This window comes from Kingella bonacorsii (assembly GCF_016623605.1).
GTDB lineage: Bacteria > Pseudomonadota > Gammaproteobacteria > Burkholderiales > Neisseriaceae > Kingella_B > Kingella_B oralis.
Genome location: NZ_JAEHNZ010000001.1, coordinates 340,467 through 363,079 on the forward strand (window position 1 = coordinate 340,467; position 22,613 = coordinate 363,079).

Annotated in this window: 18 protein-coding genes; 8 read left to right on the plus strand and 10 right to left on the minus strand. The window is 55.3% G+C overall.

The annotated features are described in order from the left end of the window. Positions 1 to 207 precede the first annotated feature (207 nt). Entirely contained in the window at positions 208 to 363 is a 156-nt protein-coding gene (locus JDW22_RS01725) for a hypothetical protein (RefSeq protein WP_155803079.1), read from the plus strand. Between the two features lie 5 nt (positions 364 to 368). On the opposite strand, the gene purL is transcribed toward JDW22_RS01725, so the two are convergent. Then, positions 369 to 4,265 (minus strand): phosphoribosylformylglycinamidine synthase, encoded by a 3,897-nt coding sequence (gene purL / locus JDW22_RS01730; RefSeq protein ID WP_200521331.1) that lies wholly within the window; start codon positions 4,263 to 4,265, stop codon positions 369 to 371. 164 nt (positions 4,266 to 4,429) lie between these two features. On the opposite strand from purL, the gene pqiB reads away from it, so the two are divergent. Beyond that, positions 4,430 to 6,079 (plus strand): intermembrane transport protein PqiB, encoded by a 1,650-nt coding sequence (gene pqiB / locus JDW22_RS01735; protein WP_003795585.1) that lies wholly within the window; start codon positions 4,430 to 4,432, stop codon positions 6,077 to 6,079. A gap of 357 nt (positions 6,080 to 6,436) precedes the next feature. Next, complete coding sequence (gene dinG, locus JDW22_RS01740) at positions 6,437 to 8,569, plus strand: ATP-dependent DNA helicase DinG (RefSeq protein ID WP_200521333.1); 2,133 nt, start codon at positions 6,437 to 6,439, stop codon at positions 8,567 to 8,569. Here the strand turns inward: dinG and JDW22_RS01745 are convergent. The 4 genes from JDW22_RS01745 to JDW22_RS01760 all read right to left on the minus strand — a co-directional run bounded on the left by JDW22_RS01745 (position 8,553) and on the right by JDW22_RS01760 (position 11,947). Then, the gene (locus tag JDW22_RS01745) at positions 8,553 to 8,807 is read right to left on the minus strand and encodes a hypothetical protein (protein WP_200521335.1); all 255 of its coding nucleotides are present in this window, start codon (positions 8,805 to 8,807) and stop codon (positions 8,553 to 8,555) included. The genes dinG and JDW22_RS01745 overlap by 17 nt on opposite strands. A gap of 514 nt (positions 8,808 to 9,321) precedes the next feature. Further along, positions 9,322 to 9,633: a hypothetical protein gene (locus JDW22_RS01750; RefSeq protein WP_200521337.1), complete on the minus strand. Its 312-nt coding sequence runs from the start codon at positions 9,631 to 9,633 to the stop codon at positions 9,322 to 9,324. A gap of 56 nt (positions 9,634 to 9,689) precedes the next feature. After that, positions 9,690 to 10,169, minus strand: a complete 480-nt coding sequence (locus JDW22_RS01755) for a DUF302 domain-containing protein (RefSeq protein WP_040558460.1) — start codon at positions 10,167 to 10,169, stop codon at positions 9,690 to 9,692. 74 nt (positions 10,170 to 10,243) lie between these two features. Further along, on the minus strand, positions 10,244 to 11,947 hold the full coding sequence (locus tag JDW22_RS01760) for a proline--tRNA ligase (RefSeq protein WP_200521338.1): 1,704 nt from the start codon (positions 11,945 to 11,947) through the stop codon (positions 10,244 to 10,246). A 167-nt stretch (positions 11,948 to 12,114) separates the two neighbouring features. On the opposite strand from JDW22_RS01760, the gene JDW22_RS01765 reads away from it, so the two are divergent. The 3 genes from JDW22_RS01765 (at position 12,115) to rfbC (ending at position 14,207) form a co-directional block, all read left to right on the plus strand. Beyond that, positions 12,115 to 12,801, plus strand: coding sequence for a tetratricopeptide repeat protein (locus JDW22_RS01765; protein ID WP_200521340.1), 687 nt, complete (start codon positions 12,115 to 12,117; stop codon positions 12,799 to 12,801). Between the two features lie 3 nt (positions 12,802 to 12,804). Further along, positions 12,805 to 13,563: a 5'/3'-nucleotidase SurE gene (surE, locus tag JDW22_RS01770; RefSeq protein ID WP_200521342.1), complete on the plus strand. Its 759-nt coding sequence runs from the start codon at positions 12,805 to 12,807 to the stop codon at positions 13,561 to 13,563. 101 nt (positions 13,564 to 13,664) lie between these two features. Then, complete coding sequence (rfbC, locus tag JDW22_RS01775) at positions 13,665 to 14,207, plus strand: dTDP-4-dehydrorhamnose 3,5-epimerase (protein WP_003795563.1); 543 nt, start codon at positions 13,665 to 13,667, stop codon at positions 14,205 to 14,207. 369 nt (positions 14,208 to 14,576) lie between these two features. Here rfbC and JDW22_RS01780 read toward each other — a convergent pair whose 3' ends face one another. The 4 genes from JDW22_RS01780 to erpA form a co-directional block, all read right to left on the minus strand. Further along, positions 14,577 to 15,578 carry a quinone-dependent dihydroorotate dehydrogenase gene (locus tag JDW22_RS01780; RefSeq protein ID WP_200521344.1) on the minus strand — a complete coding sequence of 334 codons (1,002 nt, stop codon included), beginning with the start codon at positions 15,576 to 15,578 and terminating at the stop codon, positions 14,577 to 14,579. Positions 15,579 to 15,631: 53 nt separating this feature from the next. After that, positions 15,632 to 15,823: a hypothetical protein gene (locus JDW22_RS01785; RefSeq protein WP_235964668.1), complete on the minus strand. Its 192-nt coding sequence runs from the start codon at positions 15,821 to 15,823 to the stop codon at positions 15,632 to 15,634. 216 nt (positions 15,824 to 16,039) lie between these two features. Further along, on the minus strand, positions 16,040 to 18,190 hold the full coding sequence (gene pnp, locus JDW22_RS01790) for a polyribonucleotide nucleotidyltransferase (RefSeq protein ID WP_200521346.1): 2,151 nt from the start codon (positions 18,188 to 18,190) through the stop codon (positions 16,040 to 16,042). Positions 18,191 to 18,379: 189 nt separating this feature from the next. Then, positions 18,380 to 18,727, minus strand: coding sequence for an iron-sulfur cluster insertion protein ErpA (erpA, locus tag JDW22_RS01795; protein ID WP_003795554.1), 348 nt, complete (start codon positions 18,725 to 18,727; stop codon positions 18,380 to 18,382). Positions 18,728 to 19,002: 275 nt separating this feature from the next. Here erpA and rng point away from each other — a divergent pair, with 275 nt between their 5' ends. Together rng and JDW22_RS01805 are read left to right on the plus strand one after the other, a co-directional pair. After that, a complete protein-coding gene (rng, locus tag JDW22_RS01800; RefSeq protein ID WP_200521348.1) occupies positions 19,003 to 20,499 on the plus strand; it encodes a ribonuclease G in 1,497 nt (498 codons plus the stop codon). A gap of 644 nt (positions 20,500 to 21,143) precedes the next feature. Beyond that, positions 21,144 to 21,767, plus strand: a complete 624-nt coding sequence (locus JDW22_RS01805; RefSeq protein ID WP_407929570.1) for an L-threonylcarbamoyladenylate synthase — start codon at positions 21,144 to 21,146, stop codon at positions 21,765 to 21,767. Between the two features lie 293 nt (positions 21,768 to 22,060). Here the strand turns inward: JDW22_RS01805 and JDW22_RS01810 are convergent, their stop codons facing one another. Continuing rightward, a complete protein-coding gene (locus JDW22_RS01810) occupies positions 22,061 to 22,546 on the minus strand; it encodes a DUF4303 domain-containing protein (protein ID WP_040558194.1) in 486 nt (161 codons plus the stop codon). Positions 22,547 to 22,613: the final 67 nt, after the last annotated feature.

Genomic DNA, 22,613 nt, shown 5'->3' on the forward strand with positions numbered 1-22,613 from the left:
CTGTGTTGGCGGTATTATGGCACCGGTGTAAAGATTTGTTTAGAATTTTTTGTTATGGTTAAGCGGGAGATGGTTGTTAGGGTGGCGTGAGGTGTTGCGGATGTGGCTTAATTAAGCGGGTAGAGGCAGCCTGAAAACGGAAAATGGCGCGTTGGCGGCTCGCCGGCAAATTCGTTTGCCATCGTTTAATCACCGTTTAAACGGCAAATGCAACGATTGCCTACTCATTTTTCAGGCTGCCTCATCGTGCAAACAAAAGGCAGCCTGAAAAATAATCCAATGGCGCATGGGCGGCTTGCCGACATTTTGGCGACGAGCCGTTGCCGCTCCATTTTTCGTTTTTCAGGCTGCCTTGAACGATAACCGCCCTAGCCCAACGCCTTACGCGCTCCTGCAAACAAGCGATACCAGCCTGCCAGCTCATGCTGTTTCCAGCTTTCGGGCAGCCAGCTCATTTGCGCGGTGCGGAAGGTGCGCTCGGGGTGCGGCATCATAATGGTAACGCGCCCATCGCGGGTGGTGATGCCTGCGATGCCGTTGGGCGAGCCGTTGGGGTTGAGCGGATAGGCTTGGGTAACTTCGCCCAAGCCGTCGATGTATTGCAGGGCAACGGCCAAATCTTGCGGCACACCGCCGCCCGCGCCCAAGTGGGCAAAATCGGCGCGCCCTTCGCCGTGGCTCACCACCACGGGCAACGCGCTGCCCGCCATCTCCGCCAAAATCAGCGAGGGCGATTTGGGCACGCGCACCATGCCGAACCGCGCTTCAAACTGCTCCGATTCGTTGCGCTTGAATTTCGCCCAATGGTTCGCATGTGGGATGATTTCGGCAAGGTTGCTCATCATCTGGCAGCCGTTGCACACGCCCAGGCTCAATGTGTCGGGGCGGGCGAAAAAGGCGGCGAACATATCGCGCAGCTTGGCGTTGAACAAAATGGTTTTTGCCCAGCCCTCGCCCGCGCCCAGCACATCACCGTAGCTGAACCCGCCGCACGCCGCCAGCATTTGAAAATCGGCAAGGTCGGTACGCCCGCTTAGCAGGTCGGACATATGCACGTCATACGCCTCAAAGCCTGCGCGGTGGAACGCCGCTGCCATTTCCACTTGCCCGTTTACGCCTTGTTCGCGCAACACGGCAATTTTGGGTTTGATGCAGCCTGAAACGAATGGCGCGGCAATATCTTCTTGCAAATCAAATGATAAATCGGCGAACAGTTTGCTGCGCGCGTTGTCTTGCAGCAGGGCGAATTCGCTGTCGGCGCAGGCGGGATTGTCGCGCAGGCGTTGGATGCGGTAGCTGGTTTCTTGCCATGCGGTTTGCAACGCGGTCAAATCAAAGGCGTAATCATCAATGCGGATGGTGTTGCTTTCAGGCTGCGGTGTGCCGATTTGATACAGCGTTTCGGCAAAATCGTGTTGCTCAAACAAGGCTTGCACATAATGTAAATCAGCAGCCTGAATTTGAATCACCGCGCCCAGCTCTTCGTTAAACAAAATGGCTTGGTCGCTCAAATTGTTCACCAGCCGCTCCATCGCAAAATCGTCTTGCAGATTGATGTTTGCGCCAAAGCGCGCGGCAAACGCCATCTCCGCCAGCGTGGCAAACAAGCCGCCGTCGCTGCGGTCGTGATACGCCAGCAGTTTGTTTTCGCGCACAAGCTGCTGCATCAGCGTGTAAAACGTTTTCAGGCTGCCTATATCGTCCACATCGGGCGTTGCGCCGCCCAAATCGTTCCACACTTGCCCCAACGCCGAGCCGCCCATCCGCGCTTTGCCCAAGCCCAAATCAATCAGCAGCAACACGCTATCGGGCACGTTTTTCAGCTCGGGCGTAACCGTTTGGCGCACATCTTGCACGGGCGCAAATGCCGAAATAATCAGCGACAACGGCGACACAACGGATTTTTGCGCCGCGCCATCCTGCCACACGGTTTTCATGGAAAGGCTGTCTTTGCCCACGGGAATGCTCACGCCCAGCGTTTGGCACGCCTGCGACACGGCTTCAACTGTGCGATACAGTTTTTCATCTTCGCCAGCTACGCCGCAAGCTGCCATCCAGTTGGCGGAAAATTTGATGTTGCCGATGTCGCCGATGTGGGTGGCGGCGATGTTGGTAATCGCTTCGCCCAACGCCATGCGCCCAGAAGCAGGCGCGTTGGCAATTGCCAGCGCGGGTTTTTCACCCATGCTCATCGCTTCGCCGCGCGTGGTGTCAAAGCCCATCAGGGTTACGGCGCAATCGGCAACGGGGGTTTGCCATGCGCCCACCATTTGGTCGCGGTGGGTTAAGCCGCCCACGCTGCGGTCGCCAATGGTAATCAGGAAATTTTTGGCGGCAACGGCGGGCAGGCGCAGCACGCGATACGCGCTCTCATGCAAATCGTATTGCGTGGCGTCAAACGGCTTCTCAGGCTGCCGAACGGCGTTGTCCGTGCGCGTGGTTTTGGGCGGTTTGCCCAGCAACACGTTGAGCGGCAAATCAACGGGGCTGTTGGCAAACAAATCATCGCGCACGCGCAAATGCCCGTCGTCGGTTGCCGTGCCGACCACGGCAAATGGGCAACGCTCGCGCTCGCAAATGGCGCGGAATGTATCCAAATCGTCGGGCAAAATTGCCAACACATAACGCTCTTGCGATTCGTTGCACCAAATTTGCAAGGGCGACAAGCCGTGCTCTTCCAGTGGCACATCACGCAGCCTGAAAACCGCGCCGCGCCCTGCATCGTTTACCAATTCGGGGAAGGCGTTAGACAAGCCGCCCGCGCCCACATCGTGAATGGAAATAATCGGGTTAGCTTCGCCCAGCTGCCAGCAGCGGTCAATCACTTCTTGCGCGCGGCGTTCCATTTCGGGATTGCCGCGTTGCACCGAGTCAAAATCCAAATCCGCGCTGTTGCTACCTGTTGCCATGGAAGAAGCCGCACCGCCGCCCAAGCCAATCAGCATCCCCGCGCCGCCTAGCTGCACCAGCAATGCGCCCTCGGGGATTTCGTTTTTGTGCGACTGCGTCGCTTGGATGTTGCCCAAGCCGCCCGCAATCATAATCGGCTTGTGGTAGCCGTAAACCTGTTGGTTAAAGGCTTGCTCAAAGGTGCGGAAATAACCCAGCAAGTTGGGGCGACCAAATTCGTTGTTAAACGCTGCGCCGCCAATGGGGGCTTCAAGCATAATGTCCAGCGCGGAAGAAATGCGGTGGGGTTTGCCGTAATCGTGTTCCCAAGGCAGCCTGAAATCGGGAATTTGCAGATTGGAAACGGTGTAGCCTGTTAGCCCTGCTTTGGGGCGTGCTCCGCGCCCTGTTGCGCCTTCGTCGCGGATTTCGCCGCCTGCGCCTGTTGCCGCGCCGGCAAAGGGGGCGATGGCGGTGGGGTGGTTGTGCGTTTCCACTTTCATCAAAATATGCGTGTTTTCGCTGTGGAAATCGTAGGCTTGGTGGCGGGCTGCGCTGGGATAGAACCGCGCGATGGTTGCGCCTTCGATGATGGATGAATTGTCTTTATAGGCGACAATCGTGCCGCTAGGGCTGGCTTCGTGCGTGTCGCGTATCAGGCGAAACAGCGATTTTTCTTGCTTTTCGCCGTTGAGCACAAAATCGGCGTTGAAAATTTTGTGTCGACAATGCTCGCTGTTGGCTTGGGCGAACATCATCAGTTCTACGTCTGTTGGATTGCGGTTCAACGCGCGGTAGTTTTCCAGCAGATAGTCCACTTCATCGGACGAAAGTGCCAAGCCCATCTCGGCGTTGGCGGCGAGCAGCGCGTCTTTGCCGCCGCCCAGAATATCCACCGTGGCGAATGATTGGTTGCTGTGTTGCGCGAATAATTGCGCGGCAGCCTGAAAATCGGGCAACACGCTTTCGGTCATTCTGTCGTGCAACAAGGCAGCCCATTGTTCGCGCTCATCCGTTTTCAGGCTGCCTGAAAGATGTACTGCCATGCCGCGCTCTATGCGCTCAATGTGCGCCAAGCCGCAGTTGTGCGCGATGTCGGTGGCTTTGGACGACCACGGGGAAATCGTGCCGATGCGCGGGGTGATTAAAAAAAGGCTTTGCGTGGCATCTGGGGGAGTTACCCGTTCAGCAGCCAGCAAAGCCTTTAATTGCAACGCATCCGCATCTGATAGCGGCGCATCCGATGCCACAAAATACCAATATTCGCTGGCAACAGCGTGTTCAGGCAGCCCGAGCGTTTGGGCTTTTTGCAGCAATTTGTTGATGCGGAAAGCAGAAAGCGCGGTTTCGCCGCGAAAAGCAGTAACAACAGACATGGTCTCAATCTTTCGTTCAGACAAGGGGTTGGAGAAAAGGCGGATTATACGCGAGATTGATGCTGCGCATGATGAGGCAGCCTGAAAATTTAGCCGTTTTGCGGTAAACTAGCGGCTTTTTTCAGGCTGCCTATTTTCAGGCTGCCATTTATCTTGCCGATTTTATGACTGCACACACGCCCCATCCCCACACCGCCAAAGTTCGCCCCAGCAAAACGCTGGTTTCCACCGTTTGGCTGATTCCCCTTGCCGCCGCCATTGTGGGCGGCTATCTGTTGATTGACAGCTTTCGCTCGCGCGGCACAGAAATCAAGCTGTATATGGATAACGCCGATGGCATTGAAGTAAACAACACCACCATTCGGATGCTGAATGTGGAAGTGGGGCGCGTGATACGCATCCGCTTGCAGCCCGACCAAAAAGGTGTGGAGCTTACTGCCAAAATTGACAAAGACGGCGCGGCTTTGATGCGTAAAGACACGCAGTTTTGGGTGGTCAAACCGCGCATAGACCAAAACGGCGTAACCGGGCTGGGCACGCTGCTTTCAGGCTCATACATCGCGTTTAGCGCAGGCAGCCCGCAAAGCGAAGTGGAACACGAATTTAAAGTATCCGACTTGCCGCCGATTTCCGCCGCAGGGCAAACAGGCTTGCGCCTCACGCTCACGGGCAAAAACCGCAAAATGATAGGCGCGGGCAGCCCCGTGATGTATGAAAATCACACCGTGGGCACGGTGGAAAGCGCGAAATTTGACCCGAAAACGCAAAGCGTGCAATACAGCATTTTCATCCAAAGCCCCAACGAAAGCCTTGTGAACTCGGGCAGCCATTTTTGGCTGGACAGCGGCATAGACGTGCGGCTGGACGGCGGCGGGATTAAAGTGGACAGCGCACCGCTTTCTGCCATTTTGTCGGGCGCAATTGCGTTTGACTCGCCCCCCTCTGCCAACAATGTGAGCAGCGGCACCACCTTCACCATCCACAACGACCGCGCCGAAATTGAAAACCAGCCCAACGAGCGCACTTTGTATTACGTTGCCTTTTTCAACAGCTCCGTACGCGGTTTAGACATCGGCGCACCCGTGGTGTACAAAGGCATCCGCATTGGCAACGTTGCCGCTGTGCCCTATTTTCAAGCGGGCGACAGCGCGAAATTGTTTGAACACGGCTACGTTCCCGTGCGCATTCGCATAGACCCCGACCGAATTGAACAACGTGGCGACACGCCCCAAAGCAAAGCATACTGGCAAAGCACGTTTCAGGCTGCCTTAGATAACGGCTTAACCGCCAGCTTGGGCAGCAACAATTTGGTACTCGGCAGCAAGCTGGTGGAGCTAAACGACAGCCCCAGCAGCACGCCGCCGCTGAAACCGCACAGCGAATACGGCGGCGACATCGTGATTGGCACGCGCGGCGGCGGCTTGGATGATTTGCAAAACCAAGTAGCCAAGCTGTTGGACAAATTCAACGCCCTGCCGTTGGATAAAACCGTGGGCGAGCTTAACGGCAGCCTGAAAGAGCTACGCGGCACGCTGAAATCCGCGCAGACCATGCTGGCATCGGCAAACAAACTCATCGCGCAAAACAGCACGCAAAGCCTGCCCGCCGAGCTGAACCAAACCCTGCGCGAGCTGCGCCAAACGCTGCAAGGCGTGTCGCCGCAATCGCCCGTGTATCAAGACGTGCAAAACACGCTGCAAAGCATAGACCGCACCTTGCAATCCGCCCAGCCCGTTATCCGCACGCTGAAAGAACAGCCCAATGCGTTGATTTTTAACAGGGGCGGCAAAGACCCGATTCCGAAGGGTAAATAAGGCGGATGCGGATAGGCAGCCTGAAACTTGGCGAACGCATCATTAAAGATGAGAAAATGGTTGTTTGCCAAAAGCTGTTTCAGGCTGCCTATCTGCCACTGTGGCGCATCGCCCTGCTCTTGTTTCATTTGCTCTACAACTGTTTTCCCGTTTTCAGGCTGCCTTAACCTAACAGGCAGCCTGAAACGCCTAATCCCCGCCCTACTCTATTTCATGCCAAACCTGCAACCGATGGAACATCGGCAGCTCGCCGACATATTGGCAACTTTTTAAGCCCAGTTGAACGCACCATTTTTAGATTTCAGGCTGCCTTTGCTGCCCCAAAAGGCAGCCTGAAAACCAAACCAACAAATCACCATGCTCACCGACCTAGAAAAAAACGCCATCCGCGACCACTACCGCGCCATCTCCGAAAACCTGCCCCACTTTCGCCCCCGCCCCGCCCAGCGCGAAATGATTGCCGCCATTGCCAACGCCTTTTCCCGCACGCTCACGCGCGAAGAAGGCGGCGACGCGCCCGAGCGACAAGGCGAGAGCATCGCCGTTATCGAAGGCCCAACAGGCGTAGGCAAATCGCTGGCGTATTTGTTGGCAGGCGGCATCATGGCGCAAACGCGCAACAAGCGCCTAATCGTTTCCAGCGCCACCATCGCCCTGCAAGAGCAATTGGTGGAACGCGATTTGCCGTTTGTGGTCGCGCAAAGCGGGCTGGAACTGAGCTTCGCCCTCGCCAAAGGGCGCGGACGCTACCTCTGCCCCTACAAACTCTACCAGCTCACTCAAACCAACGCCCAGCAAACCCTAGACGGCATAGAACAGCCCGCCGTGCTGTGGAGCAACAAGCCCAAAGCCGAAGAAATCGCCACTCTGCAAAACATGGCAAACCAATTTGCCAGCCGCCAATTCAACGGCGACCGCGACACATGGAGCGAAAAAATCGACGATGCCCTGTGGCAGCAAGTAACCAACGACCGCCACGGCTGCCTGAAATCCGCCTGCCCCAACCGCGCCGAATGCCCGTTTTACCTCGCCCGCGACACGCTGGAACACACCGATGTCATCGTTGCCAACCACGATTTGCTGCTCGCCGACATCAGCATGGGCGGCGGCGTGATTCTGCCCGCGCCCGAAAACAGCTTCTACTGCATTGACGAAGCGCATCATCTGCCGAAAAAAGCCCTGAACCAATTTGCCGCCGAACACACCTGGCTACACGCCATGTGGACAGCCGAAAAACTGCCGCAGCACACGCAAAAAATCGCCCTGCTCACCGACAAGCTAGAACTTGCCAACCTAGCCAACGAAGCCGCCAACAGCCTGCTAGACAGCCTAAACGAATGGCAATTTCACCTGATGGATGCGCCCGAATTAGCCGCCAGCGAGCAAGAGCACGAAACCATTTGGCTGTGGCAAGACGGCATCATCCCGCCCGAATTGGAAAACCTTGTTCACAACACAAACATCGCCGCCCAAGCCCTTGCCAACAACGTCAGCCAGCTTGCCGACGCGCTTGCCGCCGCCCGCCGCGACAAAGACCAAGACAGCAGCCAAATAGACCGCATCAGCACCGAATTTGGCATCTTCGTTGCCCGCACCGAGCAAATCGCCGCCGTGTGGCAACTCATCGCCACCGCCCCCAGCGAAGACAAAGAACCGCTCGCCAAATGGATAAGCCGCCAGCAAAGCGACAAAATAGATTGGACATTCCACGCCAGCCCCATCACCGCCGCCACCATGCTCGCCAACAAACTATTCAAACGCGCAGCGGGCGCCATCCTCACCTCCGCCACCCTGCAAAGCCTCGGCAACTTCAAGCTGCTGCTCAACCAAACAGGCTTAACATGGCTGCCGCAAACCACCACCCTCGCCCTCAAAAGCCCGTTTAACTTCGCCGAGCAAGGCGAACTCTATCTCCCGCCCATCAGCGCCAGCCCCAAAGACCCCGTCGCTCACACCAACGAAGTGATTGAATGGCTGCCCAAGCTCATCAGCGACACCGCTCCCATAGGCACGCTGGTGTTATTCACCTCGCGCAAGCAAATGCAAGAAGTCGCTTTCAGGCTGCCTGAAAACTACCTGCCGCACCTGCTGATACAAGGCGAACAATCCAAATCCAAGCTGCTTGCCCAGCATCATCAAAACCTTGCCGATGGCAAGCCCAGCATCATCTTCGGGCTAGACAGCTTTGCCGAAGGGCTAGACTTGCCGCACGAAGCCTGCGTGCACGTTATCATCGTCAAACTCCCCTTTTCCATGCCCGACAACCCCATAGAAAAAACCCAAAGCCGCTGGATAGAAAAACGCGGCGGGCGACCCTTTATGGAAATCACCGTGCCCGAAGCCAGCATCAAACTGGTGCAAGCCGTTGGGCGGCTGATTCGCACCGAAAGCGACTACGGGCGCATCACCATCCTAGACAACCGCATCACCACTCAACGCTACGGGCAACAACTGCTCGCCTGCTTACCGCCGTTTAAACGGCTAGGGTAAACCCCGCGCATACGGTTTCAGGCTGCCTATTGTGTGTGTCGCATACACAATAGGCAGCCTGAAACCATAGCGGAGTTGCGAAGTTAAAACAATCCAATGGAGTGTCGGCGGCGCGCCGCCCAATCAGCCCATTCAGCCAAATCATCCTTTGCCGGCGCACGGCTTGCAAGCAAGCCGTAGAGGCGCGGATTAGCTTTTCAGGCTGCCCAACCTTTGCGCCCGCGTTCACACGCCGCATCCCGTTTCAGGCTGCCTTATCGCATAAACAAAAGGCAGCCTGAAAAACAAAAACCGCTTGGTGTTCTGCCACGCGGTTTTTGCTGGATAGATTGGTTTGAGCTTCGCAACGCCGCTACGCTCCGCAGGCTGCCTATTCCATCAAGGCATTTGTAGGTCAGGCATTGATGCCCGACAAATACTATTTGTCTCTTAACACGCCAGAAATTTAAAAACGTCGGGCATCAATGCCCGGCCTACTTAGGTTTGGCAATGGTTTCAGGTTGCCTAATGCTTCACAACTGCTTGATGCTACTGCCCTTTCCCCTACACCCAAAGCCAACCACAAAGCACAAATTATTTTCAGGCTGCCTCAATCCGTCAAGGCAGCCTGCGGGACGTAGCGGAGTTGCGAAGCTAAAATTAAAAATGGAGCGTAGGCGGCTAGCCGACAAATTCGTTCGTTATCGTTAAATCATCGTTAAAACAGCATCGTGTATTTGGCGTAGGGCGTGCAGCATTTCAGGCTGCCCACTTCACCGCCGCCGCAAAATCACACTCAGCCCCGCGCCAAACACCATTGCCAAAGCAAACGGCAACACGGGCGACAACACAATCGCCAGCACCGTCTGCCACACGCGCAGCCCCAACAGCGACACCCCGCCCCAAGCCGCCAATATAGCCGATGCCAGCATCAGCGCAAAGTTAATCAGCATATTGGTGGAAACGCTGCGCGACTCGGTTTCAGGCTGCCGAAACAGTTGATAAAGCGCGCTGCAATACGTGGCGGCATCCAAGCAAAGTTTGGTGAGCAGCAGGGAAAAGACAAGGTTGAAGGTGGTTTGCATAATGGGTTGGATTTAAGAATGCAGCCTGAAACCGTTTTCAGGCTGCCTATTGTGGGTTATTGCGCCACTACCGCGCGTATCAACTTCTCCGCATTTGCCAGCGTGTTTTCCACTTCGCTGTATTCAATGCGGCTGCCGTCAATCAGCGCGTGGGTGTCGGTGAACACGGCTTGCACGCCCGCTGGGGTTTGCGTTACCAACACGCGCAGCGGCAGTTGCAGCGCGAAGGTGGGGTCTTTCACCATCAGCGGCGTGCCTGCTTTGGGCGTGCCAAACACAATCACGGTGGCGGGTTGCATTTCCAAGCCGCTTTGACGGGCGGCGGCGCGGTGGTCAATCACGGCAAACACGGTCATGCCTTTGGCTTGGATGGCGTTTTGCAAGCGCGTTACCGTTTCATCAAATGGGTATTGGCTGGCAACGGTGTGGATGCGCGGCGCGTTTGTGGCTTGCGTGGCAGGTGCTTCGGGCGCGCTGTTTTGTGCGCAAGCGGTTAAGCTGGCGGCGGTTGCCAATGCGGTTAGGGCGGGTTTAATCATAGGATTTCCTTTCAGATAAATGTGAACAATATTAAGGCAGCCTGAAAACCCACTTTCAGACTGCCTTGGCATTAAATCGCGCAGATTTTTGCCACGATTTCATTGAGCGGCACACTGATGCTTTCGCCGCTGCGGCGTTCGGCATATTCCACATTGCCTTCTTTGAGCGCTCTGTCGCCAATCACAATGCGGTGCGGGATGCCAAGCAATTCGCTGTCGTTAAGCAACACGCCTGCGCGTTCGTCGCGGTCGTCCAGCAACACATCCACGCCTGCGGCTTGCAAATCGGCGTAGATTTGGTCGGCCGCCTCGCGCACGCTGTCGGATTTTTTGTAGTTCATCGGCACAATCACGGCGGTAAACGGCGACATGGCTTCTGTCCAGATGATGCCGCGCTCGTCGTTGTTTTGCTCAATGGCGGCGGCAACGATGCGCGTGATGCCGATGCCGTAGCAGCCCATTTCCATGATTTGGCTTTTGCCGTTGTTGTCCAAAAAGCTGGCGTTTAGCGCGGCGGAATATTTGTCGCGCAGTTGGAACACGTGCCCCACTTCAATGCCACGCGCCAGTTTCAGGCTGCCTTTGCCGCAGGGGCTGGGGTCGCCTGCGATAACGTTGCGCAAATCCACAAATTCAGGCTCGGCGGCATCGCGCCCAAAGTTGAAGCCTGTGTAGTGGTAGTCGTCTTCGTTTGCGCCGATGACCCAATCCGCGCCTTTTTCGCAGGCAAAATCGGCATACACTTTGCCCGCGAAGCCCACGCAGCCGAGCGAGCCGCCGTTTGCGCCAAATTGCGCCACGATGGCTTCGGGCGATGCCATGGTGAGCGGCGATTTCACGCCCGCCAGTTTTTCGGCTTTGATGTCGTTGAATTCGTGGTCGCCGCGCAGCATCAGCAGCACCAATTCGCCCTCGGCTTCGCCTTCCACCACGATGGATTTCAAAGTTTGCTCAGCAGGAATGTTCAGAAACTCAACCAGTTGCGCGATGGTTTTCACATTGGGCGTGTGGATTTTGGCTAACGCTTGCGCGGGCGTGGCACGGCAGCCTGAAAGCGGCAAGGTTTGCGCCAGTTCAACATTTGCCGCGTAATCGGAAGCGTCGCTGTATGCGATCACGTCTTCGCCGCTATCAGCGAGCACTTGGAACTCGTGCGAGCCTGTGCCGCCGATGCTGCCTGTGTCGGCCGCCACGGGGCGGTAATCCAAGCCTAAGCGGTTGAAAATGCGGCAATAAGCGTCATACATGGTTTGATAGGTGGCTTTGAGTGATTCAAAATCGGCGTGGAACGAATACGCATCTTTCATCACAAATTCGCGCGCGCGCATCACGCCAAAGCGGGGGCGGCGTTCATCGCGAAATTTGGTTTGAATGTGGTAGAAATTTTTGGGCAACTGTTTGTATGAATTGATTTCTTTGCGCACGATGTCAGTAATCAGCTCTTCGCAGGTGGGGCTGAAACAGAAGGCGTTGTCGTGGCGGTCGGTGATGCGCAAAAGCTCGTCGCCGTAAAAATCCCAACGCCCGCTTTCTTTCCACAAATCGGCGGGTTGCACCACGGGCATCAGCAGTTCAATCGCGCCGGCGCGGTTCATTTCCTCGCGCACAATCGCTTCCACTTTGCGCAGCACGCGCAGGCCCATCGGCATCCAAGTGTAAAGCCCCGAGGCGTTGGCTTTGATGAGCCCCGCGCGCAGCATCAGCTTATGGCTGGCAAGCGCGGCTTCGGCAGGGGCTTCTTTGAGGGTGGAAATGAAAAATTGGCTGGCTTTCATGGGAGTGTCCTGTGCGATAAAACGAAAGGGGCGGATTATAGCAAAATCCCTTGCGCTTCGTGGGGTTGAGGCAGCCTGAAAGTGGCAAAATGCCCCTGCCAACCCTAGCCATGCGCCGCGCAAAAATGGCATAATCGCCCCTTTTTTAAGCCATCCCAACCGCTCACATGAACCGCCTATCGCTTACCGCACTCGCTTTGGCAACCGCCGCCTGCGCCACCCCGCCCACTACGCCGCCGCCGAGGCAGCCTGAAACACCCCCAATCGCGTCATCGCTGCCCTATCCCGAAACCACGGCTAACGAGCAATTTGAGCAGCTTGCCATCCAAGTGAGCCGTTTGGAAAACCAAGTTGCCGAGCTGCACGAGCGCGTAGAACAGCTAGAACAACGCCTCGCCGCGTCGGTAAAACGTCCCACCCGTGTGCACAGCAATAAACCCATTGCGCCGCCCTTTGCCAGCCATCAAGTCAGCCTGAAAACGGAAAACGCGACCGCTTTGCTAGACAAAGCCCAGCAGCAATACCGCGCCCAGCAATACCAAGCCGCCACCGCCACCCTGCGCGAAGCCGATAGCGGCGGCGATGGCAGCGAAACCGCGCAAAAAAGTATGTTTCTGCTGCTGCAAGTGCATCAAAAGCTCAACCATTGCCAAAGCGTCATCAACATCGGGCAACGCTATGCTACCCGCTTTTCAGGCAGCCTGAACGCGCCCGAAGCCCTATCGCTGGTTGCCCAATGCCAATGGCGCATCCAGCAGCAAGACATCGCCCGCGACACATGGCGCAAAATCATCCAGCAGTATCCCAAAAGCCCCGCCGCATCCCGTGCCCGCAACCAAATCAAACAAAGGTAAAACATGAATATTTTGATTTCCAACGACGATGGCTATTTATCGCAAGGCATCGCCACCCTTGCCCGCATCGCAGGCGAATTTGCCAACGTGCGCGTGGTTGCCCCCGAGCGCGACCGCAGCGGCGTGTCCAACTCGCTCACGCTCGACCGCCCGCTCAAAATCCGCAGCGCGGAAAACGGCTTTTATTATGTGAGCGGCACGCCCACCGACTGCATCCATCTGGGCTTGCACGCCCTTGCCGACTTCCAGCCCGACCTCGTGTTATCAGGCATCAACCACGGCTCAAACCTTGGCGACGACACCCTCTATTCAGGCACCGTTGCCGCCGCCACCGAAGCCTATCTAATGGGCATCCCCGCCGTTGCCTTCTCGCTCACCAGCCACGAATTTCACAAATACGCCGCCACCGCCGAAAAAGCCGTGTGGAACATCGTTGCCCAGCTCGTGCAAAACCCGCCTAGCGCGCCGATTTTATGGAACGTAAACATCCCCGCCGTCGCCCCCGAAGCCCTGCGCGGACACAAAATCGCGCGGCTGGGCAGGCGGCACCACACCCAAAGCATCGTGCACGCCACCAACCCGCGCGGCGAAGACATCTACTGGATAGGCGCAGTCGGCGCCGTTGCCGACAATGAACAAGACACCGATTTTGCCACCTGCGAATCAGGCTATGTGAGCATCACGCCGCTGCAAATTGATTTGACCGCCTATTCGCAAATGCACGCCTTGGATGAATACTGGCAAGGCTTAACGTTTGAATAACGCTTTTCAGGCTGCCTCAACGCCATCTATATGAGGCAGCCTGAAAAACATAAATCCCCCCCAACGCAGCTTTCAAGCTGCCCCACCCCCAAAGGACAACCATGAACATCATCGACACCACCATCCCAGACGTAAAAATCCTAGAACCGCAAGTCTTCGGCGACGAACGCGGCTTTTTTATGGAAACCTTCCGCGACAACTGGTTCAACGAACACATTGCTCGCCGCACCTTCGTGCAAGAAAACCACAGCAAATCCAACAAAGGCGTGCTGCGCGGCTTGCACTACCAAACTGAAAACACCCAAGGCAAACTCGTGCGCGTGGTTGTAGGCAGCGTGTTAGACGTTGCCGTGGACTTGCGCCGCTCATCGCCCACCTTCGGCAAATGGGCAGGCGCGGTGCTCTCCGCCGACAACAAACGCCAGCTTTGGGTGCCAGAAGGCTTTGCCCACGGCTTTTATGTGCTGGAAGACCACACCGAGTTTGTCTATAAATGCACCGACTACTACAACCCAAAAGCCGAACATTCGCTGATTTGGAACGACCCCACCATCGGCATCGACTGGCAACTGAACGGCGAGCCCAGCCTGTCCGCCAAAGACTTGGCCGGCAAACCGCTTGCCGAAGCCGTTACGTTTGAATAAAGGTTTGTTTGCCTAACCACCGCGCAGATAAAAGGCAGCCTGAAAACGCTTGAATGGTTCAAATGCGTTTTCAGGCTGCCTGTTTGTTTAATTGCGCTGCCCGCAGGCTGGGCAAGCGGTCGCCCGCGATGATTTCACGGCAAACATGCCACGGGGCAATAACGTGCCCAGCCTGCTTACTCTGATTGCCGCAACCCAAAGGCAGCCTGAAAACGCTCCAACCCTGTTTCAGGCTGCCTTTAAACATAGCTAATCTTTTGCCCGCGCAGGTGTTTCGCCGTCTACCACGAGCAGGGGCAAGCCCCTGCACCCCGCACGCAAACCGTTTTCAGGCTGCCTCAACCTCATCCCCCGAAGGCAGCCTGAAACCTACCCCAACGCCCGCAAACACTCCTTCACCAATCCCGCCCCACGATAAATCAACCCACTATAAAGCTGCACCGCGCTCGCCCCCAGCTGCATTTTCTCCGCCGCATCTTCGCCCGACAAAATTCCGCCTGCGCCGATAATCGGCACTTTGCCGCCCAATTCCCGCGCAAACGCTGCCAGCACGCGGTTGCTCGGTTCGCGCACAGGCTCGCCGCTCAGCCCGCCTGCTTCTTGTGCCAGCGGCGATGCGCCCAGCGCGGTTTTGTCGATAGTGGTGTTGGTGGCGATTAAGCCGTCCATTTCACTTTGCACGACCACATGGGCGATGTCGGCGATTTGCGCCTCGTCCAAATCGGGCGCGATTTTCACCGCCAGCGGCACATACCGCCCCACACGCGCGGCAAGCTCGGCTTGCTTGCTTTTCAGGCTGCCCAACAGCCTGCTCAACTCGTCGCCGCCTTGCAGCGAGCGCAGGTTTTGCGTGTTGGGAGAAGAAATATTGACGGTGATGTAAGAAGCGTATTCGTAGGCTTTTTCCAAGCAAATCAAATAGTCATCCGCCGCGCGCTCAATCGGCGTGCTGGCGTTTTTGCCGATGTTAATCCCCAAAATACCCGTATAGCGCGCGCGTTTCACATTGGCAATCAGCGCGTCAATGCCGTGGTTGTTAAAGCCCATGCGGTTCACGATGGCGCGATGCTCGGGCGCACGAAACAGGCGCGGCTGCGGATTGCCTTCTTGCGGGCGCGGCGTAACCGTGCCGATTTCAATAAAACCGAAGCCCAGCGCCGCCAAGCCGTCAATCGCCTCGCCGTTTTTGTCCAAGCCCGCCGCCAGCCCCACGGGGTTGGGCAGATGCAAGCCCATCAGCGCGGTGGGCTTGGTGTGCGGGTTCACGCGCGGCATCAGGCAATAGGCACGGGCAAGGGTTTGGATGGTCAGGTTGTGCGCCTGCTCGGGGTCAAGTTTAAACAGCAGGGGGCGGATAAAAGTGGCATACATCTTTAGATTTCCTTAAAAAAATGACGGGATAGGCAGCCTGAAAGCGAGTAACCCTATTTCACATTTCTTAATTTCTCAATTAACTCAATTACCTCATTACGAGATAACTCCATTCCAGGCTCATCTAGCAAGGCTAAATCATAAATAATATTGCGGGAATTTATAGATTCACTATCTGACCATAAATTAAAAAAACTAGTAGCAGATTTGGATATCATTTGATTATCACAATTTTCACTAATCATTTTTTTAATTCTTTATAAGCAAAATCAGCAGTTATTTTTTCCATGAATCTAATTCCTTATTGATTGGTGGGCGATGTTGAGCATCAAGTGCTTGTCTATTGATTGTTCTAGAAAGCAAATTGGGCAACGCAAACCCATACACACCACCGCTTTCCCAAACTACCATACTAAAAAGCAGCCTGAAATCGTTTTCAGGCTGCCTTTGTGTGCGCTCAATTATTCTGCGGATGATTCGCCAGCCGCTTCCGTTTCTTGCGCAGGCGCACTGCGTTCAGGCTGCGGCAACAAAGCGCGGATAGACAGGCGCACACGACCACGCTCGTCCACATCCAATGCTTTCACATTCACCACTTGCCCCACTTTCAGATAATCGTTCACATCTTTCACGCGCTCATGCGCAATTTGGCTGATGTGCACCAAGCCATCTTTGCCTGGCATCACAGACACAATCGCGCCCACGTTGTTATCCAAGATTTTCACCACTGTGCCTTCATACACCTTGCCCACTTCCACTTCGGCGGTAATCATCTCAATGCGCGCTTTAGCGGCTTCGCCCGCTTCGGCGGTGGTGGCGGCAATGGTTACCACGCCGTCATCGCTGATGTTGATTTCGGTGTGGGTTTCGGCGGTGATGCTGCGGATGGTTTCGCCACCCTTGCCAATCACTTCGCGGATTTTATCGGGGTTGATGCGCATGGTGTACAAGCGCGGCGCGTGTTGCGACAGCTCTTGCGGCTCTGCCACCGCGGCTTGCATTTGGCTCAAAATATGCAAACGCGCTTCTTTGGCTTGCGCCAACGCAATTTGCATGATTTCTTTGGTAATGCCTTGAATTTTAATATCCATTTGCAAAGCGGTAACGCCTTCGGTGGTGCCTGCTACTTTGAAATCCATGTCGCCCAAATGGTCTTCGTCGCCCAAAATATCGGTTAACACGGCGAATTTGTTGTCTTCCAAAATCAAGCCCATCGCGATGCCCGCAACGTGTGCTTTCAAAGGCACGCCTGCCGAGAGCAAGCTCAAACAGCCGCCGCACACGCTTGCCATAGAAGACGAGCCGTTGGATTCGGTAATTTCCGAAACCACGCGCATGGTGTAGTTAAAATCTTCCGGATCGGGCAACACTGCCACCAAAGCGCGTTTTGCCAAGCGACCATGCCCAATCTCACGGCGTTTAGGCGCGCCCACGCGTCCTACTTCGCCTGTTGAATATGGTGGGAAGTTGTAGTGCAGCATAAAGCGGTCGGTGTATTCGCCGCTCAGTGCGTCAATAATTTGCTCATCGCGCGAAGTGCCGAGCGTGGCAACGGCAAGCGCTTGCGTTTCGCCGCGGGTAAACAATGCCGAGCCGTGGGTGCGCGGCAACACATTGGTTTGGATGTTGATGGGGCGCACGGTGCGTGTGTCGCGTCCGTCAATGCGCGGCTGCCCTGCCAAAATTTGACCGCGCACCACATCGGCTTCCAATTGCTTAAAGATGCCTTTGATTTCGTTTTTGGCGAGCGTGTCGGTTTCTTCGTTAATTAACGCTGCTTCAACGGCTGCCCACGCTTCGTCCAATTTGGCGCTGCGGGCTTGTTTTTGGCGGATTTTGAACGCTTCGGCGATGGTTGCGCCCGCAATTTCGCGCACTTTGGCAACCAATTCGGTGTTGGTTTCAGGGGCTTTCCAGTCCCACACTTCGGGGTTGACTTCGTCTGCCAATTCGTTGATGGCGTTGATTACGGCTTGCATTTGCTCATGACCAAACACCACCGCGCCCAGCATCACGTCTTCGGGCAAAATATTGGCTTCGGATTCCACCATCAACACAGCTTGTTTGGTGCCTGCCACCACCAAGTCTAATTGCGAAGTCGCCAATTCGGTTTTGCTGGGGTTGAGCAAATATTGACCATTGGCATAGCCCACGCGCGCCGCGCCAATTGGACCAGCAAATGGCACGCCGCTTAACACCAGCGCAGCGGATGCGCCAATCATCGCAGGGATGTCGCTGTCAATTTCAGGGTCGCAAGAAATCACCATCGCTACGATTTGGATGTCGTGATAAAAGCCTTCGGGAAACAGCGGGCGAATCGGGCGGTCAATCAAGCGGCTGGTTAAGATTTCTTTTTCGCTTTGTTTGCCCTCGCGTTTGAAAAAGCCACCAGGGATTTTGCCTGCGGCATAGGTGCGCTCCAAATAATCAACGGTGAGCGGGAAAAAATCTTGCCCTTCTTTCACTTCTTTATTGGTGGTTACCGCAACCAAAACCACGGTATCGCCCATGGATACTTTCACCGCGCCTGCGGCTTGGCGTGCGATTTCGCCCGTTTCTAGGGTTACGGTGTGATTGCCATATTGGAATGATTTAATGTGTTTGTTAAACATAATAGACCTTTGCAAAAATTTGCCCGCGCTAAAACACTAGCGATGTTTACTGCGAAACACGGCAATAAACATGGGTAGTATTTCAGGCGGCGAGCGGTTGAAAAACGGGTGGAATTTTAACACAAAATGCGTTTTCAGGCTGCCTAACCCTGTTTGCAATGATTAGGCAGCCTGAAAATGGTTAGGCGATTAAACGGAGAAAGATGAACCGCAACCGCAAGTGGTTACGGCGTTGGGGTTGCTGCGGATAACGAATTGCGAGCCTTGCAAGCCGTCGGTGTAGTCAATTTCCGCGCCCAAAAGGTATTGGTAGCTCATGGGGTCAACCAGAAATTTCAAGCCGTTTTTTTCAATTTCAAAGTCGTCGTCATTTTTGATTTCGTCAAACGTAAAGCCGTATTGGAAGCCTGAACAGCCGCCGCCGTTCACAAAAACGCGCAGCATCAATTCGGGGTTGTCTTCTTCGGCGATAAGCTCGGCTACTTTGGTGCAGCAAGAATCGGTGAAGTTAATGGGGGATTCGAATTCTTCTGACATGATGTGTCTCCTTAGTGTGTTGTGGGCGCGAGATTTGGGCGTGTCGCGCGAGATTCAAGTGGCTCGGATTTTACTCCAAAGCAAATGTTCATGCAAAATGAACATACGCGGTAAAAACGGGGCATAGCCAAATGTAATCCCAAAAAACGGCGCGATATTTTCGCGTATAATTTACGCGTTTGAGGCAGCCTGAAAACTGTTTTGCCATGACTTCTGCATTGGTTCAGTCGCCATGGCAAAACATTTTTCTATTTTTTTGCATATTGGAATGAATCATGGCTTTTGAAACCTACCCTTTGCCCAAGGATTTACCGCGCCCGCCCGAAACGGTGTTGGTGAACATCACGCCGCAGGAAACGCGCGTGGCGATTTTGGAAGAGAACAATATTTGCGAGCTGCATATTGAGCGCAACAGCGAGCATAGCTTGGTGGGCAATATTTATTTGGGCATTGTGCGCCGCGTGTTGCCCGGCATGCAAAGCGCGTTTGTGGACGTGGGTTTGGAGCGGGCGGCGTTTTTGCACATTATGGATATTGTGGAGCAGCGGCAAAACCCTGAATCCAATCAACGCATTGAACACGTTTTGTTTGAAGGGCAAACGCTGCTGGTGCAAGTGATTAAAGACCCGATTAACAGCAAAGGGGCGCGACTTTCCACGCAAATTTCGCTGGCAGGGCGGTTTCTGGTGCATTTGCCGCAGGACGAACACATCGGCATTTCGCAGCGCATCGACAACGAATTTGACCGCCACACCTTGCGCGAGCGGCTCAACGCGCTGCTGCCTGAAACCGCCTGCCACGGCTACATCATCCGCACCAGCGCGGAAAACGCCAGCGATGCCGAATTGCAAGCCGATGTTGATTATTTAACCAAGCTGTGGGGCAATATCCAGCATCAGGCGAAAGTGTTGCCGCCCGAATCGCTGCTGTATGAAGATTTGCCGCTGGTGCAACGCGTGCTGCGCGATATGTTTAACAACAACACGCACGAAATTTTGGTGGACTCGCGCCAGAACTTTGCCCGCATGAAGCATTTTGCCGAGCAATATGTGCAAGGCGCGGTGGAAAAATTGCAGCGTTTTCAGGGCGAACGCCCTTTGTTTGAAACGTTTGGCGTGGAAGCCGAAATCAACCGCGCCTTGCAGCCGCGTGTAAACCTGAATTTCGGCAGTTATCTGATTATCGAAACCACCGAGGCGATGACCACGATAGACGTGAACACCGGCGGATTCGTAGGCGCGCGCAATTTTGACGAAACCATTTTCAAAACCAATTTGGAAGCCTGCCACGCCATCGCCCGCGAGCTGCGGCTGCGCAATCTGGGCGGCATCATCATCATTGATTTTATCGACATGATGCTGGAAGAGCACCGTGAAGCCGTATTGCAGGAGCTAGCCAAAGCGTTGAGCTTTGACCGCACGCGCGTTACCCTCAACGGCTTCACGCGGCTAGGCTTGGTGGAATTAACCCGCAAACGCAGCCGCGAAAGCCTGAAACACATTTTGTGCGAGCCCTGCCCCACCTGCCAAGGCAAAGGCAGCCTGAAAACCGCGCAAAGCCTGTGCTACGAAATCCAGCGCGAGATTGTGCGCGAAAGCCGCCGTTTTGACGCGCGCGAGTTCCGCATCATCGCCTCGCCCAAAGTGATTGATATGTTTTTGGACGAAGAATCGCAATCGCTGGCGATGCTGATTGATTTTATCGGCAAGCCGATTTCGCTGTCGGTGGAAACGGCTTACACGCAGGAACAATACGATATTGTGCTGGTTTAGTTTAACGGTTTGACTAGCTTGATATTTGAGGCAGCCTGAAAAGCAAGATTCGGGTTTCAGGCTACCTAATCTGAAACCTAAAATGGATTGCTACCACAAACGGCAGCCTGAAACCGCGTTGAGTGAAAACAGCGTTTAATGCAGCAAAAAGCGAATGGTGCACAGCGATGATTCGCCGCCCAATCCGTTCCGTCCATCATCTTTTGCCGACGCACGGTTTGCCGGCAAGCCGTAAGAGCGCGGGAGAGCGTTTCAGGCTGCCCAACGTGTGCGCCCGCGTTTTATGCGGCGTGTTTGTTTGAGCGATGCCGAGTTTTGTTTCAGGCTGCCTACCGGGTTGCGTATCGGAATATCGGCGTAGGGTGTATGGCTCTGCCACGCACCGTTTAGCAATTAGCAATGTTTGTTTAATGGTGCGCGAACAAGTTCACGCCCTACCTGCCGATTAAAACGGATATTGCATTCATTCCATATAAGCAGCCTGAAAACAAGAAATGCCGTCATTCCCGCGCAGGCGGGAATCTTGCTTGATATTCAGAAATTACCGCAAAAACAAACTGTTGTTTGTAGGTCGGGCATTTATGCCCGACACACGCTGACCTATTTATCTTTAAATGCGCCACAACTAAAAACGTCGGGCATAAATGCCCGACCTACCTTGCAAAGATTTCAGCCCACAAATCCATTCCCTCAATCATTCTATTATGCCCCGCCTACTCACCCACCACGCCCCATCCGCCCTCCGCCGCCACATCCAACGCGGCGGCTTAATCGCCTACCCCACCGAATCCTGCTACGGCATCGGCGCAACCCCCCGCCACGCGCACGCCCTGCGCGCCATTTTGCGCCTGAAAAAACGCCCGCAGCACAAAGGCTTTATCACCATCGGCAATAACTTGGCGCAGCTTGAACCGCTGCTGCAAAGGCAGCCTGAAAACGTGCGCCAACATCTGCGCGCCACATGGCCCGCGCCGATTAGCTTTGTACTGCCTGCCCATCCGCGCGTGTTGCCGCTGCTGCGTGGCAACCAGCGCAACCGCCTTGCCGTGCGCGTGCCCAACCATGCCGTTGCGCGGGAATTGTGTCGCATCGCAGGCACGCCGCTGGTGTCCACCTCGTGTAACCAATCGGGCAAACGCGCGTGCAAAAGCGAGCGCGAAGTGCGGCGGCTGTTTGGGCGCAAGCTGTGGATTGTGGGCGGGCGCGTGGGCAAGCGTAAGCAGCCGAGTGAGATTGTGGATTGGGCGGAAAACAGGCGGTTGCGCTAGGCGGCTTGAAACGCCGTTCCGCAACGCGCAAATCAAATGGCAGCAAATGGCAGCCGAGCGGCTTGCCTTGTTTTCAGGCTGCCGTAAACATCAATCATGAATACGGCAGCCTGAAAACAAAAAACGGCAATAGAATACGGATGACAAAACCCGTTTCAACTCGCCAACAAACATCGCTTAATCGCACAGCGCAGGCGTTTCGCCGCCTACCGCGAGCCGCGCCCTATCCCCCTTGCGGCATCTCAACAAGCCAAAAAGGCAGCCTGAAACAAGATTGCACCGTTTCAGGCTGCCTATTCTGCCGCCTCTATCAGCCATTGCCCCAGCGCTTCGGGCGGGTTCAGCCGTTTGGCGCGCAGGGTGTTGGTTTCATCAGGCGGCAGCAGTTCCACATTAATCACTATTTCCGCGCGCGGCTGGTTCAGCGCAAAAATGCCTTGTTGGTCGCAACGGCGCAGCGCTTCGATCATGGCGTTGATTCTGAACTCAAACTCCCGCTCCGAAGCCGCGTCGTCCATGCCGAACAGCTCGCCGCGTGCTTCAAACACCCGGTTCACGCCGGCAAAATATTCCGCGCCAAAGGCAAAATACGGGCTGGAAGACGTATCCCATTTCACATCCGCCCGCTCTGCCGCCGGCACGCGCTGCAAGGCTTCGTGCGACCATGCGGCGACATAGGGCGGAAAAGCCTCGCCCGTGGTGCACAGCGCGAAAAAGTAAAACCGCTCGCGCGTGCCGGCAAACAGGTCTGCGGCAGCCTGAAAAACGGCTTGTGCGATTTCGCGGGTTAAGGCTTCATAAGTCGGGGTCGGCGTGGCGCATGGGGCTTCCTTTTGCTTTTATGGC

Excerpts from the sequence above, each read along its gene's own strand:
- JDW22_RS01780 (WP_200521344.1), bottom strand. The coding sequence starts at position 15,578 with ATGTATGCCACTTTTATCCGCCCCCTGCTGTTTAAACTTGACCCCGAG.
- JDW22_RS01750 (WP_200521337.1), bottom strand. The coding sequence starts at position 9,633 with ATGCAAACCACCTTCAACCTTGTCTTTTCCCTGCTGCTCACCAAACTT.
- JDW22_RS01765 (WP_200521340.1), top strand. The coding sequence starts at position 12,115 with ATGAACCGCCTATCGCTTACCGCACTCGCTTTGGCAACCGCCGCCTGC.
- JDW22_RS01785 (WP_235964668.1), bottom strand. The coding sequence starts at position 15,823 with ATGATTAGTGAAAATTGTGATAATCAAATGATATCCAAATCTGCTACT.
- surE (WP_200521342.1), top strand. The coding sequence starts at position 12,805 with ATGAATATTTTGATTTCCAACGACGATGGCTATTTATCGCAAGGCATC.
- JDW22_RS01745 (WP_200521335.1), bottom strand. The coding sequence starts at position 8,807 with ATGCGGCGTGTGAACGCGGGCGCAAAGGTTGGGCAGCCTGAAAAGCTA.
- erpA (WP_003795554.1), bottom strand. The coding sequence starts at position 18,727 with ATGTCAGAAGAATTCGAATCCCCCATTAACTTCACCGATTCTTGCTGC.
- JDW22_RS01805 (WP_407929570.1), top strand. The coding sequence starts at position 21,144 with ATGCCCGACCTACCTTGCAAAGATTTCAGCCCACAAATCCATTCCCTC.
- dinG (WP_200521333.1), top strand. The coding sequence starts at position 6,437 with ATGCTCACCGACCTAGAAAAAAACGCCATCCGCGACCACTACCGCGCC.
- purL (WP_200521331.1), bottom strand. The coding sequence starts at position 4,265 with ATGTCTGTTGTTACTGCTTTTCGCGGCGAAACCGCGCTTTCTGCTTTC.
- JDW22_RS01760 (WP_200521338.1), bottom strand. The coding sequence starts at position 11,947 with ATGAAAGCCAGCCAATTTTTCATTTCCACCCTCAAAGAAGCCCCTGCC.
- JDW22_RS01725 (WP_155803079.1), top strand. The coding sequence starts at position 208 with ATGCAACGATTGCCTACTCATTTTTCAGGCTGCCTCATCGTGCAAACA.
- pqiB (WP_003795585.1), top strand. The coding sequence starts at position 4,430 with ATGACTGCACACACGCCCCATCCCCACACCGCCAAAGTTCGCCCCAGC.
- rfbC (WP_003795563.1), top strand. The coding sequence starts at position 13,665 with ATGAACATCATCGACACCACCATCCCAGACGTAAAAATCCTAGAACCG.
- rng (WP_200521348.1), top strand. The coding sequence starts at position 19,003 with ATGGCTTTTGAAACCTACCCTTTGCCCAAGGATTTACCGCGCCCGCCC.
- pnp (WP_200521346.1), bottom strand. The coding sequence starts at position 18,190 with ATGTTTAACAAACACATTAAATCATTCCAATATGGCAATCACACCGTA.